General features: G+C 62.0%; 17 protein-coding genes. 8 read left to right on the plus strand and 9 right to left on the minus strand.

Annotated features, from left to right (window positions below):
* Window positions 1–66 precede the first annotated feature (66 nt).
* Window positions 67–1182, plus strand: a complete 1116-nt coding sequence (locus DDF70_RS00310) for an aminotransferase class I/II-fold pyridoxal phosphate-dependent enzyme (protein ID WP_114942876.1) — start codon at window positions 67–69, stop codon at window positions 1180–1182.
* Complete coding sequence (locus tag DDF70_RS00315) at window positions 1179–1820, plus strand: helix-turn-helix transcriptional regulator (RefSeq protein ID WP_114942877.1); 642 nt, start codon at window positions 1179–1181, stop codon at window positions 1818–1820. The genes DDF70_RS00310 and DDF70_RS00315 overlap by 4 nt, the downstream gene beginning before the upstream one ends.
* Here the strand turns inward: DDF70_RS00315 and DDF70_RS00320 are convergent.
* From DDF70_RS00320 to DDF70_RS00340, 5 genes are all read right to left on the minus strand, one after another.
* A complete protein-coding gene (locus DDF70_RS00320) occupies window positions 1811–2641 on the minus strand; it encodes an inositol monophosphatase family protein (RefSeq protein WP_114942878.1) in 831 nt (276 codons plus the stop codon). The genes DDF70_RS00315 and DDF70_RS00320 overlap by 10 nt on opposite strands.
* 32 nt (window positions 2642–2673) lie before the next feature.
* Window positions 2674–3510: an aldo/keto reductase gene (locus DDF70_RS00325; RefSeq protein ID WP_114942879.1), complete on the minus strand. Its 837-nt coding sequence runs from the start codon at window positions 3508–3510 to the stop codon at window positions 2674–2676.
* A 96-nt stretch (window positions 3511–3606) separates the two neighbouring features.
* Window positions 3607–4587: a S1C family serine protease gene (locus DDF70_RS00330; protein ID WP_114942880.1), complete on the minus strand. Its 981-nt coding sequence runs from the start codon at window positions 4585–4587 to the stop codon at window positions 3607–3609.
* A gap of 314 nt (window positions 4588–4901) precedes the next feature.
* The gene (locus DDF70_RS00335) at window positions 4902–5114 is read right to left on the minus strand and encodes a hypothetical protein (RefSeq protein WP_114942881.1); all 213 of its coding nucleotides are present in this window, start codon (window positions 5112–5114) and stop codon (window positions 4902–4904) included.
* A 155-nt stretch (window positions 5115–5269) separates the two neighbouring features.
* Window positions 5270–6607, minus strand: a complete 1338-nt coding sequence (locus tag DDF70_RS00340; protein ID WP_114942882.1) for a globin-coupled sensor protein — start codon at window positions 6605–6607, stop codon at window positions 5270–5272.
* A 154-nt stretch (window positions 6608–6761) separates the two neighbouring features.
* Between DDF70_RS00340 and DDF70_RS00345 the strand changes: the two genes are divergently transcribed.
* Together DDF70_RS00345 and DDF70_RS00350 are read left to right on the plus strand one after the other, a co-directional pair.
* Window positions 6762–7061, plus strand: a complete 300-nt coding sequence (locus tag DDF70_RS00345) for a hypothetical protein (RefSeq protein ID WP_245435312.1) — start codon at window positions 6762–6764, stop codon at window positions 7059–7061.
* A gap of 143 nt (window positions 7062–7204) precedes the next feature.
* Window positions 7205–7531 carry a hypothetical protein gene (locus DDF70_RS00350; protein WP_114943266.1) on the plus strand — a complete coding sequence of 109 codons (327 nt, stop codon included), beginning with the start codon at window positions 7205–7207 and terminating at the stop codon, window positions 7529–7531.
* Window positions 7532–7573: 42 nt separating this feature from the next.
* On the opposite strand, the gene denD is transcribed toward DDF70_RS00350, so the two are convergent.
* From denD to DDF70_RS00370, 4 genes are all read right to left on the minus strand, one after another.
* On the minus strand, window positions 7574–8554 hold the full coding sequence (gene denD / locus DDF70_RS00355; RefSeq protein WP_114942884.1) for a D-erythronate dehydrogenase: 981 nt from the start codon (window positions 8552–8554) through the stop codon (window positions 7574–7576).
* Window positions 8555–8678: 124 nt separating this feature from the next.
* The gene (locus tag DDF70_RS00360) at window positions 8679–9689 is read right to left on the minus strand and encodes a TRAP transporter substrate-binding protein (protein ID WP_114942885.1); all 1011 of its coding nucleotides are present in this window, start codon (window positions 9687–9689) and stop codon (window positions 8679–8681) included.
* 40 nt (window positions 9690–9729) lie between these two features.
* Window positions 9730–11013: a TRAP transporter large permease subunit gene (locus tag DDF70_RS00365; protein ID WP_114942886.1), complete on the minus strand. Its 1284-nt coding sequence runs from the start codon at window positions 11011–11013 to the stop codon at window positions 9730–9732.
* Window positions 11010–11552, minus strand: coding sequence for a TRAP transporter small permease (locus DDF70_RS00370; protein WP_114942887.1), 543 nt, complete (start codon window positions 11550–11552; stop codon window positions 11010–11012). The genes DDF70_RS00365 and DDF70_RS00370 overlap by 4 nt, the downstream gene beginning before the upstream one ends.
* Window positions 11553–11993: 441 nt before the next feature.
* Here DDF70_RS00370 and DDF70_RS00375 point away from each other — a divergent pair, with 441 nt between their 5' ends.
* The 4 genes from DDF70_RS00375 to DDF70_RS00390 all read left to right on the plus strand — a co-directional run bounded on the left by DDF70_RS00375 (window position 11994) and on the right by DDF70_RS00390 (window position 15942).
* On the plus strand, window positions 11994–13193 hold the full coding sequence (locus DDF70_RS00375; RefSeq protein ID WP_114942888.1) for a mandelate racemase/muconate lactonizing enzyme family protein: 1200 nt from the start codon (window positions 11994–11996) through the stop codon (window positions 13191–13193).
* A gap of 113 nt (window positions 13194–13306) precedes the next feature.
* Entirely contained in the window at window positions 13307–14683 is a 1377-nt protein-coding gene (locus DDF70_RS00380; protein WP_114942889.1) for an FAD-binding oxidoreductase, read from the plus strand.
* Window positions 14684–14712: 29 nt separating this feature from the next.
* Complete coding sequence (locus DDF70_RS00385; protein ID WP_114942890.1) at window positions 14713–15489, plus strand: SDR family oxidoreductase; 777 nt, start codon at window positions 14713–14715, stop codon at window positions 15487–15489.
* A gap of 222 nt (window positions 15490–15711) precedes the next feature.
* Window positions 15712–15942 carry a hypothetical protein gene (locus DDF70_RS00390; protein WP_114942891.1) on the plus strand — a complete coding sequence of 77 codons (231 nt, stop codon included), beginning with the start codon at window positions 15712–15714 and terminating at the stop codon, window positions 15940–15942.

Below are 15942 nucleotides of genomic sequence, written 5' to 3' on the forward strand. Positions count from 1 at the left end.
TTGGACTATGAAGTCTATTTTCGAGATGGTAAGACCCCGCGAACCATTTCAAAGTCGGGGATCGCCATGAAGATCGAAGAGTTCACGCTCGAGCGCATTCAATCGCTCTATGAGAACACGGTTGAGTACAACCTGTCCGACAGCGGCGTGCATCCCTACTCCCTGCGTGAGCTTCTGACGCCCGAACAGCAGAGCCAGGTGCTCGACGTCGAACTCGGCTATGGCTGGACCAACGGCCGCGTTGAATTGCGGCGGGCCATCGCCAATCTGCATCCCAACCGTAATCCGGACCACGTGATGGTCACCAACGGCTCGGCCGAGGCTAATTTTCTTCTCGTGATGTCGCTTCTCGAGCCTGGAGACGAACTTGTCGTCTTCGTGCCAAACTACCTGCAGATCTGGGGCCTGGCCCGGGCCATCGGCGTGACCGTCAAGGAGGTCCTGCTGCGCGAGGAACTCGGGTGGACGCCGGATCTCGACGATGTGCGCAAGGCCGTCACGAGCCGCACGAAGATGATGACAATCTGCAACCCCAACAACCCGACCGGCGCCGTCCTGTCGCGCGAGACGATGGACGGACTCGTGGCCATCGCCCGGGAGCACGGCATTTATCTCCATGCGGACGAAGTCTATAAGGGCGCCGAACTCGATCAGGATGAGCCTCCGAGCTTCGCGGATCTCTACGAGAAAGCCATCATCACGAGCGGGCTGTCGAAGGCGATGGCGCTTCCCGGCCTGCGCATCGGCTGGCTCGTCGGCCCGGTCGAGGAGATCTACACGTCCTGGCAGCGCAAGGACTACACCTCGATCACGACGGGCGCGGTGAGCGAGTTCGTGGCGGAGATCGCCGTGCAGCCGGCCAAGCGACAGGAAATCCTCTCCCGCAGCAAGCGCATCCTGCGCGAGAACCTCGCCCTGCTGCAGCGCTGGATCGACGCCAACGGCGACCTCTTCTCCTTCGTGCCTCCCAAGGCCGGCGGCATGGCCTTCATCCGCTATGCCACGCCGATGAACTCGACCGAGCTGGTGCATCGCCTGCGCGAGGAGCGCGGCATTATGCTTCTCCCTGGCGATGTGTACGGCATGGATCGTTACATCAGGGTCGGCATCGGCGCTCCCGCCCACCATCTGGAAGCGGGATTGGAACGGCTTGCCGCCTTCGTGCGTGCGCAGGCTGCATGAGCCGCGCGCGCAAAGCCGCGGCGAAGGCGGCGCTCTCGCCTGAACTGGCGAGCTATGCGCCTGTCTGCGACGCCATCGCCCTGCTCTTCCAGCCTTATGCGGAAGTGGTGCTCCACGATCTTTCGACCGAGACCGTGGTGCACCTCTCCAATCCGTTCTCGAAGCGCGAACTCGGCGAGCCATCGCTTCTGCACGAGATCGACTTCAAGCCGACCGACATCATCATCGGGCCTTACGAGAAGGTGAATTGGGACGGGCGGCGCATCAAGTCGGTCAGCGCCGTATTGCGTGTGCATGAAAGGGCCATCGGCATTCTCTGCATCAATGTGGACGTCTCGCATTTCCATGCCGTCATGCAGACGCTGACCGCGCTCGTCGCCGTGCCTCAATCGCCCGAGAAGCCGGCTTCGCTGTTCAAGGAAGACTGGCACGAACGCATCAACGAATACATCCAGTCCTGGACCCGCGAACGCGGGCTAACCATCGCCGAGATGAGCCGCGCGCAGAAGCAGCGGCTCGTCACCGATCTTGCCGGTGACGGCGCCTTCGGAGGGCGCAATGCGGCCGCCTATATCTCGCGCGTGTTGGGCCTGGGGCGCGCTACCGTCTACAATTACCTCAAGAAGGATCAGGCCTGAGGAAGCAGCGCATCACGGATCGCTTTCCAGCTTTCCTGGTCCGGCGCGCTGATGAGACCGCCGCCGCGATTGACCGGGCGGTAGGGCGAACCGTCGAAATGCGCCGTGTAACCGCCGGCCTCGCGATGAATCAGCCAGCCGGCCGCATGGTCCCACGGCATCACGCTCGACGAGAACGAGAAGTGCATGTGACCGGCGGCGGTCTGGCGATAGGTATGCGCCGCGCAGCGCAGGTCCGCCGCCATGGCGACTTTGGGCAGATTGGCCGTCACCACGGGGCGAAGGTCTTCCGGCAGGTAGCGCCACGAGACATTGCCTGCCATCTGCGACAGGGGTGCCTGCGCGGCAACCTGGAGCGGACTGGTGCTGCCGTCGGTGCGCTGAATCCACGCGCCCTCGCCACGAACGGCCATGGACCAATCGTCGGAAATCGGATCCAGGATCACGCCGCAGACAATCTCGCCCCTGATCAGACCAGCCGCCATCACGCCGAAGAGCGGAAGGCCCGAGGCAAAGTTCAGCGTGCCGTCGACGGGATCGAGAATGAAGGCGAGTTCGGCTTGCCCAAGACCGTCGAGCAGGCTCGCATCCCGGCTGACGCCTTCCTCGCCGACGACGAGCGCTCCCGAAAACCGGCGCAGGAGCTCGGCCTCGATGGCGCGCTCGGCCGCCTCGTCCGCATCCGTCACGAGGTCAAGCTGCGAGGACTTGGTCCTGATCGCGTCGGCCGACAGGTTCCGGAACCGCGGCAGGATCTCGGCTTGAGCCGCCGTCCTGAGGATCTCCGCAACGGCGAGTGCATCGGCTCGGGTGAAGGTCATGGGCTTGTCGTGTCCTGCAGTTTCGCAACGGGTCAGATCATTTCGAGCGGGCGCTTGCGCCGGGGCGGAGGAAACTCTGAATCAATGGCCTCAAGATCCTCCCGATCAAGCTGGATCTCAAGCGCTCGGTGATTGTCCCGCACGTGATCCACGCTCGAGGCCTTCGGAATCGCGATCACGTCAGGCCTCCGCAGAAGCCAGGCCAGGGCGATCTGGAACAGGCTCGCGCCATGTTTCTTCCTGATATTCTCCAGGACTTGGCTGCGTGGGAGCCTGCCCTGTTCGATCGGGCTGTAGGCCATGAGCGGCATTTGATGCTCTTGCATCCAGGGGATGAGATCGAATTCCGGCCCTCTCCGGCTCATGTTGTAAAGCACCTGATTGGTGGTGCAGTTTGCCCCCTCCGGAATCGCGAGCAGCTCCTCCATGTCTTCGGTGTCGAAGTTGCTGACGCCCCAGTGACGGATCTTCCCGGCACGGCGAAGCTCCTCGAATCCGGCAACGGTTTCCTCCAACGGCACGCCGCCGCGCCAATGCAGGAGGTAGAGATCCAACCGGTCCGTCTTCAAACGCCTGAGGCTGCGCTCGCAGGCCTGCAGCACGCCCTGGCGGCTCGCATTGTGAGGATAGACCTTGCTCACGAGGAAGAGCCGGTCGCGTTGCCCGGCGAGCGCCTCCGCAACGAGTTCCTCGGCGGCGCCCTCGCCATACATTTCGGCCGTGTCGACGAGCGTCATGCCAAGCTCGACGCCGAGACGGAGCGCCTCGATCTCCTGCGCCCGGCGACTCGCCGTCTCGGCCATCTTCCAGGTTCCCTGCCCGAGAGCCGGAACGGCTTCACCACCCGGCAGCATCACTTCAAGGCTCATGTCTCGACCTCCGCCTGGAGCGATCTTCGCTCGGAAACCGCATGACTGCTCGTGAGAACGGCGCAGTGCCAAGCAAGTTTCATGGCGTTCGGACGATCACTGCAGGCGCGGTCCCTTCATGAAGCGCCCCCGGTCGGCGGATCGAACCGTCACGTCGAACATGTCTCCTTCCCGCTCGAGCGTGAGCGGGACATCGACGCCCGCGGCGCCCAGTGCCCAGATGGCGCGATAAAATTCCGCGAGTGAGGTCACCGTTTGGCCGGCTACCGCATGGATCTGATCGCCGGCCCTCAAGCCCGCCCGCTGCGCCGGAGCGTCGCCAGCCAAGCCGATGACCGTGATCTGATCGTCCTCCGCCTCTGCGACATAGAATCCGAGCCATGGCCGCGGTTTGCTCTTGGTCCGTCCGAGGGTCAGGAGATCGTCGAGGATCGGCTTCAGAAGGTCGATCGGCACGCTCATGTTGAGAGGCACCACGGTACCCCCGGATGCCTGATGCTGGAGCTGGAGCGAGCCGATGCCGACGAGATCCCCACGGGGCCCGATCAGGGCCGTGCCGCCCCAATTGGGATGGGCCGGCGCGGTAAAGATGGCGGGATCGATGAGATATTCCCAATACCCGGCGAATTCCTGGCAGGCGACGACCTGTGCGGCGAGGGAATGGCTTTGCCCGCCGCTCCCGCCGATGACCACCTGATCCCCTGGGTGCAGATGGCGGGAATCGCCTAGGGCCAACACCGGCAGGCCCAGAGGTTCGAGCGCCTGCACCAGCCCGAAACCGCTTTCATAATCGTATGCGAGCACATGGGCCTGAACGACTCGGCCCTTGTTGGTGGTCAGCCAGACCTCCTCGGCTTCGGCAATCAGGTAGCCGATAGTGACGACGAGGCCGTCATCCCGGATGACGACGCCCTGCCCGGCCCGTTCCGTTCCGAGTGTTTCGGCCGTGAAGGCATCGTCCGGAACCCTTGCCCTCAGAGAGACAATAGCCGCGAGAGCATCCTTGAGGTCATAGCCGAGTGTCCTCGGATCAGGCTGGTATTCAGGAGGGATTTCCCACTCTTCGGGTGATTGCATGCAAAGCTCCTCAGACTCCCGGCGGAGAGTCTGCACCCTTTGAAAATGGCAGGACATGCGGCGCCTTCAACAGGCCTCCCCCATTTGACACACAAAAAGCCGTGAAGCGGAATCGTGCGCGGCTGACAGCGCGCGGCCGGCTCGTCCCGTCAGGGGCACCGCCAAAGGCAATGGTTCGCTAATGCATCGTGCGGAAAAGCGGATCCGGATGTCACTAACGTGAGCCCACGGGTCCGCTACGAACGGCGCGCCGCATCAAGGACCTAGCATCGGTGTCCGTCCCAAAAGTGCATTTCTCTTTTGGGCCCGAGGCTCTAGGCTGCTTCGAGAATGTCCACCGAAGCCATGCGCGGGGCCTCGCTCCAGATCTGTTCCTGCTTCTTTTGCAGCATGCTCAAAGCCTGCCGGGCATAGAGGCGGAATTCGTGTTGCAGAAGCCGCGATGCGGTCTCCCAAACTCCGTCTTCATGCCGTGCGACATAGAATGCGCGAGCGATTTGCTCGATTTCCTGGTCCGTCTGATCCACCTGTGCCCCCACACAGGAGCCCTTACGGCTCCGTCGTTGCACCGGAAAGCAAAACCCGGCGGCAACTGTTGGCAAGGTGTCTGATTTGCGGACTCGTGTCTGTACCCCAAAAGACACGATTCAGCCACAAATCGCTGGTGTCGGCTTTGCAGCGGTCAGGCAGCCCTGGCTGTTGCGAGGAAAAGGTCGATATCCTGTCTGAGCCGCTGAAGCTGCTGGTCCAGGGTAAGCTTGGCGCTTGAGACCTCCTGCGCGGCGGCGGCCGCGGAGGCCGTTGACCCGGTCAGAGCCTCGATGCTGCGCACGACCGCATGGGTATGGTCGGTCGTTTGGTTGACGCTGACGGATATTTCGGACGTGACGGCTGCCTGCTCCTCGACGGCTGCCGCGATGGCCGTCGCGATACCGCTCAGTTCCTCCATGATGCGGCCGATATTGTCGATATCGGACACGCTTCGCTGCGTCGCTTCCTGGATCGCCCCGATGCGCGAGCCGATCTCGGTTGTCGCCTTGGCTGTCTGGTTGGCAAGGGTCTTCACCTCCTGCGCCACGACCGCGAAGCCCTTGCCCATCTCACCGGCACGGGCCGCCTCGATGGTGGCGTTCAAGGCGAGCAGGTTGGTTTGAGCCGCGATACGCTCGATCAGATCGACCACGTCGCCGATTTCCCTCGCCTGTTCGGCCAAACCGTTGACTGTTTCCTTCGTCCGCTGAGAACTCTCCAGGGCATGCCGGGCGACGTCCGCCGAGCGGCTGGCCTGCTGCCCGATCTCACGGACAGACGAAGCGAGCTGCTCCGTCGCGGCTGCGCCGGATTGCATGTTGGACGCCGTCTGCTCCGCCGCCGTCGTCACCTGAACGGCAAGGCTCCGGGCACTTCCGGTGGCCTCGTCGAGAACCGTTGCGCTCTCAGAAAGTGCGCTGCTCGCCTGCCCGGAGATCTGCAGGCTTTCCTGCACGGCATCGGAGAAGGACGCGACAGCCTGGGACAGGTCCTCGCCCTTCTTCTGCCGATCCTGAACGAAAGCGTCCTGATAGACGGAAATGGCGAAATCCATGTCGAGCATGACCGCCTGGTTCACCGCCGCCAGCTTACGGGCGAGAGCCCCTCTGCTGAAGCGATGCTTCCTGGACAGCACATGGATCAGCTCATTGAGGACGAAGGCATAGCCTCCGATGTACCAGCGCGGTTCAAGACCGATCTTGTTATGGATGAGCCCGATGCGGCGGATGCCGTCCACATAGGAGGCATCGAAACTGCCGCCGAAAAGCCTGCCCCAATGTTGCATCTGAGCGGATACGAGCCGGGATTGCTGTGTGCCGATCAGCTGGGACAGTTGCGGTTGCCGATGCATGTGCGCGTAGAAGCGCTCGAGGATGTTCGGCAGCTCGGTGGATATTTCCTGCCAGATCCCGCGAAGCTCCCGACAGACTTCGTCGTCGATGCCCAGGAATGCGAGCCGCTCGGCAAGAAACAGGTCGTTTTGCAACATTTTTCCCCAAACCTTGTCTTTCGCCGAGGTCTAATGCCGCAGGCTTGGCCGAGGCTTGCGTCATCCGGCCAAGCCTGCGGCAGTTTGCACCGCCCGCGACTGCAACCAGCCGGCAGGATGTGCGTTGACCTAGGCAGTTTTGCGGGGCTTTACGATGCTTGATAACATTTCAAATCATTCGAATTTAGCTCAACCGGCTACCATGGCGCTGCCCGTCCGTCACAATGTGCCGCCACTCCCCCACTCGGTGCAGGAACATCTCGGACGGCTGCTGCGCGCGGACTACTACGAGCGGGCCGACAAGCCGCGCTATCTCGGCGATCCCGCGCTGCCGCTCGAATTCGACCCCTATCTCTATCGCCTCGAGCAGAAAGAGCGGGCTCTGAGGGTCATGCGGGTTCGGGAACAGGGCACGCAGGCGGTTGCCGAAGCCCTCGCCGGCTTCACCTGCTGAATCGATCCGCGAAAGACCGAGCTCACCCGACTTCCAACAGGCACCGGCTGGCGGGGCGCAGCCTTCGGCCCGCGTTCATAGTCACCGGTTTAGAAAGGCATATTCCGAGGGAACTCCTCCCAGTGGTGGACACTTCCAAGAGCATGGGACACCAAAGCGGACGAGCCGTGCTGAGGCAGGCATTCAGGCGCCTGGAAGATGAGGTGCCGGGCAAGGTCGCCCGGGTGCTTCGCAGCCTGCGCCACCCGAACTCCCGTTGGATCAGGATTCCCGCAGGCCTGCTTCTCATCCTGGGCGGCATCTTCTCATTTCTGCCGGTCCTCGGATTGTGGATGCTGCCCTTGGGCCTTCTGCTGATCGCCCGTGACATCCCCATCCTGCAGAAACCCGTTGGCCGGTTCACCCTTTGGTCGATCCAGAAATGGGCTTCACTCAGGCAACGCTTCTTTCCCGAACGCCCCCGCGGCTGAGCGTCTTTCCGACCATCGACAGACCACCCAAGCGGGCACCGCTCACGTCGGCACGACGCCGCCGAGCTCGTCTTCGACATAGATGGAGATGATCTCGTCGAAACTGGACTCCGCGCGGAAACCCAGGCTCTCGGCGCGGCTCGCATCGAAGCGGCGGGGCCATCCCTCGACGAAACGGACAATGGTCGGATCGATCTCGTGGCGGATCCTGGCGACGGCCTGCTCGCCGGCGACGCGCCGAAGCGCCTCGATCTGCTCGCCGACGGTCACCGATACGCTCGGCATCGTCAGGTTGCGCCGTGGGCCGATCTTCGACGTGTCCATGCTCGCCGCATGGACGAGGAAATTGACGGCGGATCGTGGCGAAGCATGGGCGTGGCGGACATCAAGCGAGACCGGCAGGACGGTTTCCTGACCGTTCAGCGGCTCGCGGATGATGCTGGAGAAAAAGCCCGATGCCGCCTTGTTGGGCTTGCCCGGGCGGACGCAGATCGTTGGAAGCCGGATCCCCACGCCGTCGAAGAACCCGCGCCGGGTATAGTCGGCCAGCAGCAGCTCGCCCATTGCCTTCTGCGCCCCGTAGCTCGTGAGCGGCGTCAGGAAGAACTCATCCCCAATCGCGTCCGGGAACGGAGCGCCGAAAACCGCGATGGACGACGTGAAGACAAGGCGCGGCTTGTATCCGTCACCGATGGTGCGAACGGCATCGAACAGGAAGCGCGTCCCGTCGAGATTGATCCTGTATCCCTTGTCGAAATCGGCCTCCGCCTCGCCGGACACGATGGCCGCCAGGTGAAAGATCACGTCGGGCCGGCTCGCGACGAGCTTCTCCGCCTCGCCGGGCATCGAGAAGTCGGATGTCAGCGTCTCGACGGGCAAGGATGTCTGAGGGCGCTCGGGTTCGACAACGTCGTGCAGAACGAGGCGCGTGATCGCCTTTCCCCCCAGGCGGCCTTCCCTGACCAGGCGTTCCGTGAGCTTGCGGCCGACCATTCCGGCCGCTCCGAGAATGAGGATCTGCATGGATCGGCAATCTTTTCAAATTGCGCCTGAAGTCCGCAACGACCGGTCAGGCTGGAGGACATTGGTGGACGCCGTCCGGTGCGCAAGGGCTCCGAACGGCATCCTTCTGATCACTGAGACGAGCTTACTTCTTCCGGACCTTGTCCAGCTCTGCCTGCATCATCTTCACCGTTTCAGGGCCGATGGTCGCGGCATGCTTCTCCCAGACAGGCTTCGCCTGCTCGCGCATGCGGTTGGCCTCCTGTTCATTCAGCTCGTTGACCACGATGCCCGCGCCCTTGATCTTGTTCAACGAGGCTTCCGACAGCTCGCGGGAAACCTTGCGCTGCTCATCCCGCGAGACGGCGGCGCATTCCCGGAGAGCAGCCTGCTCGTCCTTCGACAATCCGTCCCACAGTTTCTTGGAATAGAGCACGAGGAACGGGGTGTAGGCGTGACGCGTCACGGAGAGGTACTTCTGCACCTCGTAGAACTTCGACGTGTCGATGGTCACGAAGGGATTTTCCTGGCCGTCGATGGCCTTCGTTTCCAGAGCGGTGAACACTTCGCCGAACGCCATCGGAACCGCGTTGGCGCCCATGTTCTTGAACGTGTCGAGGAACACGTTGTTCTGCATGACACGAACCTTCAGCCCCTTGAAGTCCTCCCACTTCTCGACCGGACGGCGAGAGTTGGTGAGATTGCGGAAGCCGTTCTCCCAGTAAGCCAGATTGACGAGACCGACCGTCTCGAGCTTGCCGTCGATGTACTTGCCGAATTCGCCGTCGAGGATGGTATCGGCCTCCTTGTTGTTGGCGAACAGGAACGGCAGATCGAACACGCCGAGATCCGGCAGAATGCCGATGAGGGGGGAGCTGGACGTGACGACCATTTCCTGCGTGCCGGAGCGAAGCGCCTGGGTGGCCTGGAGATCGCCGCCCAGGGCATTGCCCCAGAAGCCCTGCACCTTCATCTTGCCGCCGGACTTGTCGGTCAGGCAGGCCCGAAATTTCTCAACGCCCTTGCCGTTCGGGTGATCCTCGTTCACGCCGTTGGACAGGCGGATGTTGCGCTCCGTGAACTGGGCATTGGCCGGAACGGCCGCCAAGATGGTTGCCGCGACGCCGGCGGCCAGAGCGAATTTGAATGCTTTCATGGTTGCTTCCTCTCTTTTGGTTTTCATAAAGCCTACCGTCTCATCGACCCCGCAGCCAGGCAAGTGGCACCATGACCAGGTCGGGGAAGAGGATGAGCAGGACGAGCACGATCAGCTGGGCGATCAGGAACGGGTTCACACCGCGGATGACCGCGCCCATGGGCACACGGGCGACGCCGCTCACCACGTTCAGCACGATTCCGACCGGCGGTGTGATCAGCCCGATGGCGTTATTGATGATGAACAGCACGCCGAAATAGACCGGGTCGATTCCGGCCTGCTTGACGATCGGCATCAGGACCGGGGTCAGGATCAGAACCGTCGGAGAGAAATCCAGGGCGGTTCCGACAATGACGACCAGGAACATGAGGGCGAACATGAGCAAGGTCTTGTTGCCCATCAGAGGCTCGATGAGCCCGCTGATTTCCCCCGGAATGTTCGCCTGGGTGATGAGCCAAGCGGACACGAGCGCCGCCGCAACCAGGAACATCACCACGGCGGTCGTCTTCGCTGCCGTGAGGAAGACGCCGTACAGCATCGACGGCTTCAGTTCGCGATAGACGAACATGCCGATGAGGAGCGCGTACACGGCGGCGAGAACCGCCGCCTCGGTGGGGGTCACGATGCCCCACTTGATGCCGCCCAGGATCATCACGGGCATGAGGAGGGCATAAAAACCATCGATGAAGGCCTTGCCCCTCTCGCGCATGGAAGCGCGAGGCGTCGCCTTCATCTTATCTCGCCGGCTGACGATGGCCCAGGCGACGACGAGCGCCACGCCCATCATCACACCGGGGAAGACGCCGGCGAGGAAGAGCTGGGAGATCGACACGTTGGCCGCGACACCGAAGACGATGAAGCCGATCGAAGGCGGGATCACCGGCGCGATGATGCCGCCGGCTGCAATAAGTCCAGCCGCCCGCGGAATGTCGTAGCCTGCATTCCGCATCATCGGGATCAGAATGGCCGCGAGCGCCGCCGTGTCGGCGGCCGCCGAGCCGGACAGGGCTGCAAGGATAAGCGCCGCCACGATGGCAACGTAACCGAGACCGCCGTGGATATGCCCGAGGCAGGCCAGGGCGAAATTGACGATGCGCTTCGACAGGCCGCCGACATTCATCAGCTCGCCGGCCAACAGGAAGAACGGGACGGCCAGAAGCTGAAAGTTGTCGGCCCCGATGATCATGTTCTGAGCCACGATCTGGCTGTCGAAATTGCCGAGCCAGAGCATGAGCGCGAGAGCGCACACGATCAGGGAGAAGGCAATCGGCATGCCGAGCGCCATGGCTCCCAGAAGCGAGAAGAGAAAAACGAGAATGGTCACTCGAGCCGCTCCTTCAAGGCATGGGCTTCGTCGCCACTGTAGTCGCCGGCGAAAGCCTTGAGCTCATGCTCGCTGATACGCCCGGTCAGAACGCGCATAATTCGAAGGAGCGCCATCAATCCCAGGCCGATGCTGGTGAAATATCCGACGCCGTAGACCCAGAGCATCGAGATTTCGGTAATGGGCGCATAGTTCGTGGCATTGATCTCGGCCTGCTGCCATGTTCCCCAGAAGAAGACGACGCAGCATCCGATGATGAACAGGTCGGACAGGACCATGCAGACCTTGCGACCGTTGTCGCCGAGACGGGCGACGAGGGTCTCGACGCCAAGATGAGCATTCTCCCGCCCGACCACGACGGCGCCGATGAAGGTCAGCCAGACGAAGAAGAAACGGGACAACTCTTCCGATACGTCGATGCCCGTATCGAAGAGATAACGCAGGACGACATTGCCGAAGACCATGACGACCATGGCGGCCAGCAGAAGAACGAGCAGTCCTTCCAAGCCCTTGAAGAAAAAGGAAATTAGCCTGCTCACACTGTCTCCTGCCAATTGGCCCCCTTGTGGGCGCTCATTATTCTGTCCGTCGCAAAAGGCTCTTCAAGCCTTGCGAAAGCCTAACATGTTGCGCGATCTAAGGTGTAGTGGCAGGGAGTGTCAATTCAGCCGATGGAGCGGTTTCGTGAGTAAGATGCGGCACAGGACGCGGAGCTTTTCTCATTTCCGTCTCGTTCGCTGGCATTTTCAGCGTCGCCAGCAGCAATGCTGGCTTTGAAAAGACCTATCGTCGGAATTTCAGCGCCAGGCGAGAGAGCTCCCTAATTGTATCTTTGTTTCAGATTAGACTTATGAATACCTGCTCCGGCGGAGCATTTCGGTGGATATCATGAGGCCGGCAGCTTCCATCCTATCCGCGGGAGGCATCAAACCGTCCGCACATGCCGCTCGCAACGAGAGCGCAATCCCAACGAGGATCCCATGAAAATCACAGGCGTCGAAACAATCCGTCTCCAGGAGTTCGCAAACATCGTCTGGGTCCGCCTGCACACGGATGAAGGGCTCATCGGCCTCGGCGAGACCTTCATGGGAGCGGCGGCCGTCGAGGCCTACATTCACGAGACAGTTGCAGCCAAGCTGATCGGGCGCGATCCTCTCCAGATCGAAGGAATCAACCGCGACCTCCAGAATTATCTGGGCTGGCGCTCCGCCGGCGTCGAGACACGTGGCAACTCGGCCGTCGACATCGCCTTGTGGGACCTCTTCGGCAAGGCCCACGGCAAGCCCGTCTGCGACATGCTGGGAGGTCGCTCCCGCGACAGGATCCGTGTTTACAACACCTGCGCGGGCTACCGTTACATTCGCGACAGCCGCGCGCAGAAAGTCGCCAACTGGGGCGTCGGCGAGGCGGAAGGCGCCTACGAGGATCTGGACGCGTTCCTGCACCGTGCGGACGAACTCGCCCATTCGCTCCTCGAACAGGGGATCACGGGCATGAAGATCTGGCCCTTCGATGTTGCGGCCGAACGCAGCCAAGGATACGACATCTCGCCGGACGAGCTGCGGACGGCTCTCGAGCCCTTTGCCAAGATCCGCAAGGCGGTGGGCGACAAGATGGACATCATGGTCGAGTTCCACTCCCTGTGGAGTCTGCCGATGGCCAAGAAGCTCGCCGGGGCGCTTGCCGAGTTCAACACGTATTGGCACGAGGATCCCTTCCGGCTCGACAACATCGGCGACCTCAAGGAATACGCGCAGCATTCGAAAGCCTGGGTCTGTGCTTCGGAGACCCTGTCCTACACTCACGCCTTCCGGGAATATCTCGAAACCGGCGTCGCGGGTGTCGCCATGCTCGATCTGTCCTGGTGCGGCGGCCTGACGGAAGCGCGCAAGATCGCCGCGTTGGCGGAAGCGTGGCATGTCCCGGTCGCGCCGCATGACTGCACGGGCCCGGTGGTCTACGCCGCGTCCTGCCACTTCTCTCTGCATGCGCGCAATGCATTGATCCAGGAGAGCGTCCGTGCCTTCTATACGGGCTGGTACACGGAACTCGTGACGGAGTTGCCGACCGTCACGAAAGGTGAGGTCACGGTGAACATGAAGCCCGGTCTCGGACTCGAATTGCTGCCGGAACTCTGGCAGCGGCCGGACGCCATCATACGGCTGACCGAGGAACCGTGATCCTTCAGGATCGACGCACGAATTGTCCTCGTGCAACGGATCAAAATTTGGTCCAGTTTTCCACACGATGCACGAGTTGACCGAAACAGCTCCGGAGTTTGAGTCAGAATACGATGAGCAATGTGATTGACGCCCTTATTGCAGCCCTGGGATCGCAGGTCCGCATCGGATCCGACATCCCTGCCCGCAATCATGCCGATGCCAGCGGCCTCAAGGCGGTCGCACCTCAGGCGCTGATCCTGCCGCAGACCACGGAGGATGTCTCGACCGCCTTGAGGATCTGCCAAGAGCACCGCCAGCCTGTCGTCACGCAGGGCGGATTGACGGGCCTTGCGGGCGGTGCTCATCCGCAAGCGGGAGAGATTGCCCTGTCGCTGGAACGGATGAACGGGATCGAAGAGATCGACCCGGCAAGCGCCACGCTGACGGCCCTCGCCGGCACACCCCTCGCGGTCATTCAGCAGGCGGCGGACGAAGCAGGCTTCCTGTGCGGGATCGACCTCGGTGCGCGCGGAACCTGCACGATCGGGGGCAACATCGCGACCAATGCCGGCGGCAATCAGGTTCTGCGCTATGGCATGACCCGGCGCAACGTTCTCGGCCTGGAAGTTGTCCTGGCGGACGGCACCGTGGTCCGGTCCCTCAACAAGATGCTGAAGAACAATGCCGGATACGATTGGACACAGCTCTTCATCGGCAGCGAGGGAACTCTCGGCATCGTAACCCGGGGGGTGATCGGCCTGCACCCTAAACCCCAGGGACTACAGACCGCTCTCTGCGCGGTCGCCAGTTTCGAGGATGCCCTCGTCGTCCTGCGCCGATTCCAGCAGGCCCATCCGGGACGCCTGCTGGTCTTCGAGGCCATGTGGCGAGAATTCATGACGGTCGCGACCGAGATCTGCGGCCTCGCGCCGGCATTCGAGTCCGAGCACGACGTGACGCTCCTGATCGAGGCCGACATGGGCGTGGATCCGGCGGGAACGGAAGCCTTTTCCCTCCTCCTTGAGGAGTTCTACGAGCAGGACCTGATCAAGGACGCCGTGGTGGCTCAGTCGCGAGCCGACCGGAACCGCTTCTGGGCCTATCGGGAAACGCCCTACGAATACGGACGCTTCCTGCCGGAGGAAATCCGCTTCGACGTCAGCGTGCCGCTCAACCGGATGACGGAAGCCGTCGCACATCTGCGTCAGGAGATGCCCAAGCAATGGCCCGACGCCGTTTACGTCGTGTTCGGACATGTGGCCGACAGCAACATCCATATCAATGTCGCCATTCGCGACATGGACGATGCGATCAAGAAGGGCGTTCAGGGTCTCGTCTACGATCTCGTCTCCCGGCTCGGCGGCTCGATCTCCGCGGAACACGGCATCGGACGCATCAAGCGCCCCTATCTCCCCTTGAGCCGTACGGAGCCCGAACTCGTCCTGATGAGGCAGATGAAGCAAACGCTGGATCCCGCCGGCATCCTCAATCCCGGCCGCATTCTTTAGGTGTGTTTCAGCTCATTCGGGGTCTGAGGATGCATACGAACATTGCGAACCTCTTCGATCTGTCAGGCCGCATCGCCCTCGTGACGGGATCGAGCGCGGGCATCGGCCTTGCTCTCGCGCGGGGGCTCGGACGCGCCGGAGCCCGCGTCATCCTCAACGGACGCCAGCCGGACAGGGTTGCAGGAGCGGCACAGATCTTGCGGGACGACGGTTCGTCCGTATTCGAGATGCCCTTCGATGTGACGGACAGCAAAGCCGTCAAGGCGGCAATCGAGCGGATCGAAGCGGACATCGGCCCCATCGGCATCCTGATCAACAACGCCGGCATGCAGCGCCGAGGTCCCCTGGAGGATTACCCGGAGGAAACCTGGCACGAGCTGATGACGACGAATGTGGACAGCGTCTTCTATGTGAGCCAGGCCGTTGCCAGGAAGATGATCCCGCGCGGCCGGGGGAAGATCATCAATATCTGCTCGGTTCAAAGCGAGCTCGGACGCCCCTCGATTGCGCCATATACGGCCACGAAAGGAGCCGTGAAGATGCTCACGAAGGGGATGGCCATCGATTGGGGCAAGCACGGCCTCCAGGTGAATGGCATCGGACCAGGTTATTTCAAGACGGAACTCAATCAGGCCCTGGTCGACGACAAGGCCTTCTCCGACTGGCTCATCGGCCGTACGCCCTCCCGGCGCTGGGGGGAATTGGAGGACCTGATCGGCGCTGTGATCTTCCTCGCGTCGGATGCATCCGGCTTCGTCAACGGTCAGATCATCTATGTCGATGGCGGCGTGACGGCTTCTCTTTGAGACTCCGGGCAACCCATCTTTAAGGTTTGAGATCGTAAATCGCTATTCGCGGTTGCCATATCCGGCCAGGATGGTTAGCAACGGCACCTGTGTTTTGCATAGCATCGCCCCCGGAAGTGGCCCACTTCAGGGGCAGATGCACATCTTATTGGAAGAGCGCATCATTCGATCCGGCCCAGAGGGCCGCACGATGCACTGGAAAAGCGACTTGGGAGGTGCTTCATGCCCCACGGAGCGTATTGCGTTGCATTCAAGCACAATCGTTGGACGGTTTCTCAATTCGGCCGGGATCTCGGCTCGTTTTATTTTCGCGCAAAGGCATTGAAATTCGCCGTCGAGGCAGCCTGCTGGTCGGCCGTCTCGAACAATCCGACGGTTTTCGTTCTGGATCGCACAGGCGATTTCTACACCGCCTGGCGCGGTGATCGGGACAGTCTCTCAGCCGAATTCTGA

The sequence above is a fragment of the Microvirga calopogonii genome (assembly GCF_003347665.1).
In the GTDB taxonomy this organism is placed as follows: domain Bacteria; phylum Pseudomonadota; class Alphaproteobacteria; order Rhizobiales; family Beijerinckiaceae; genus Microvirga; species Microvirga calopogonii.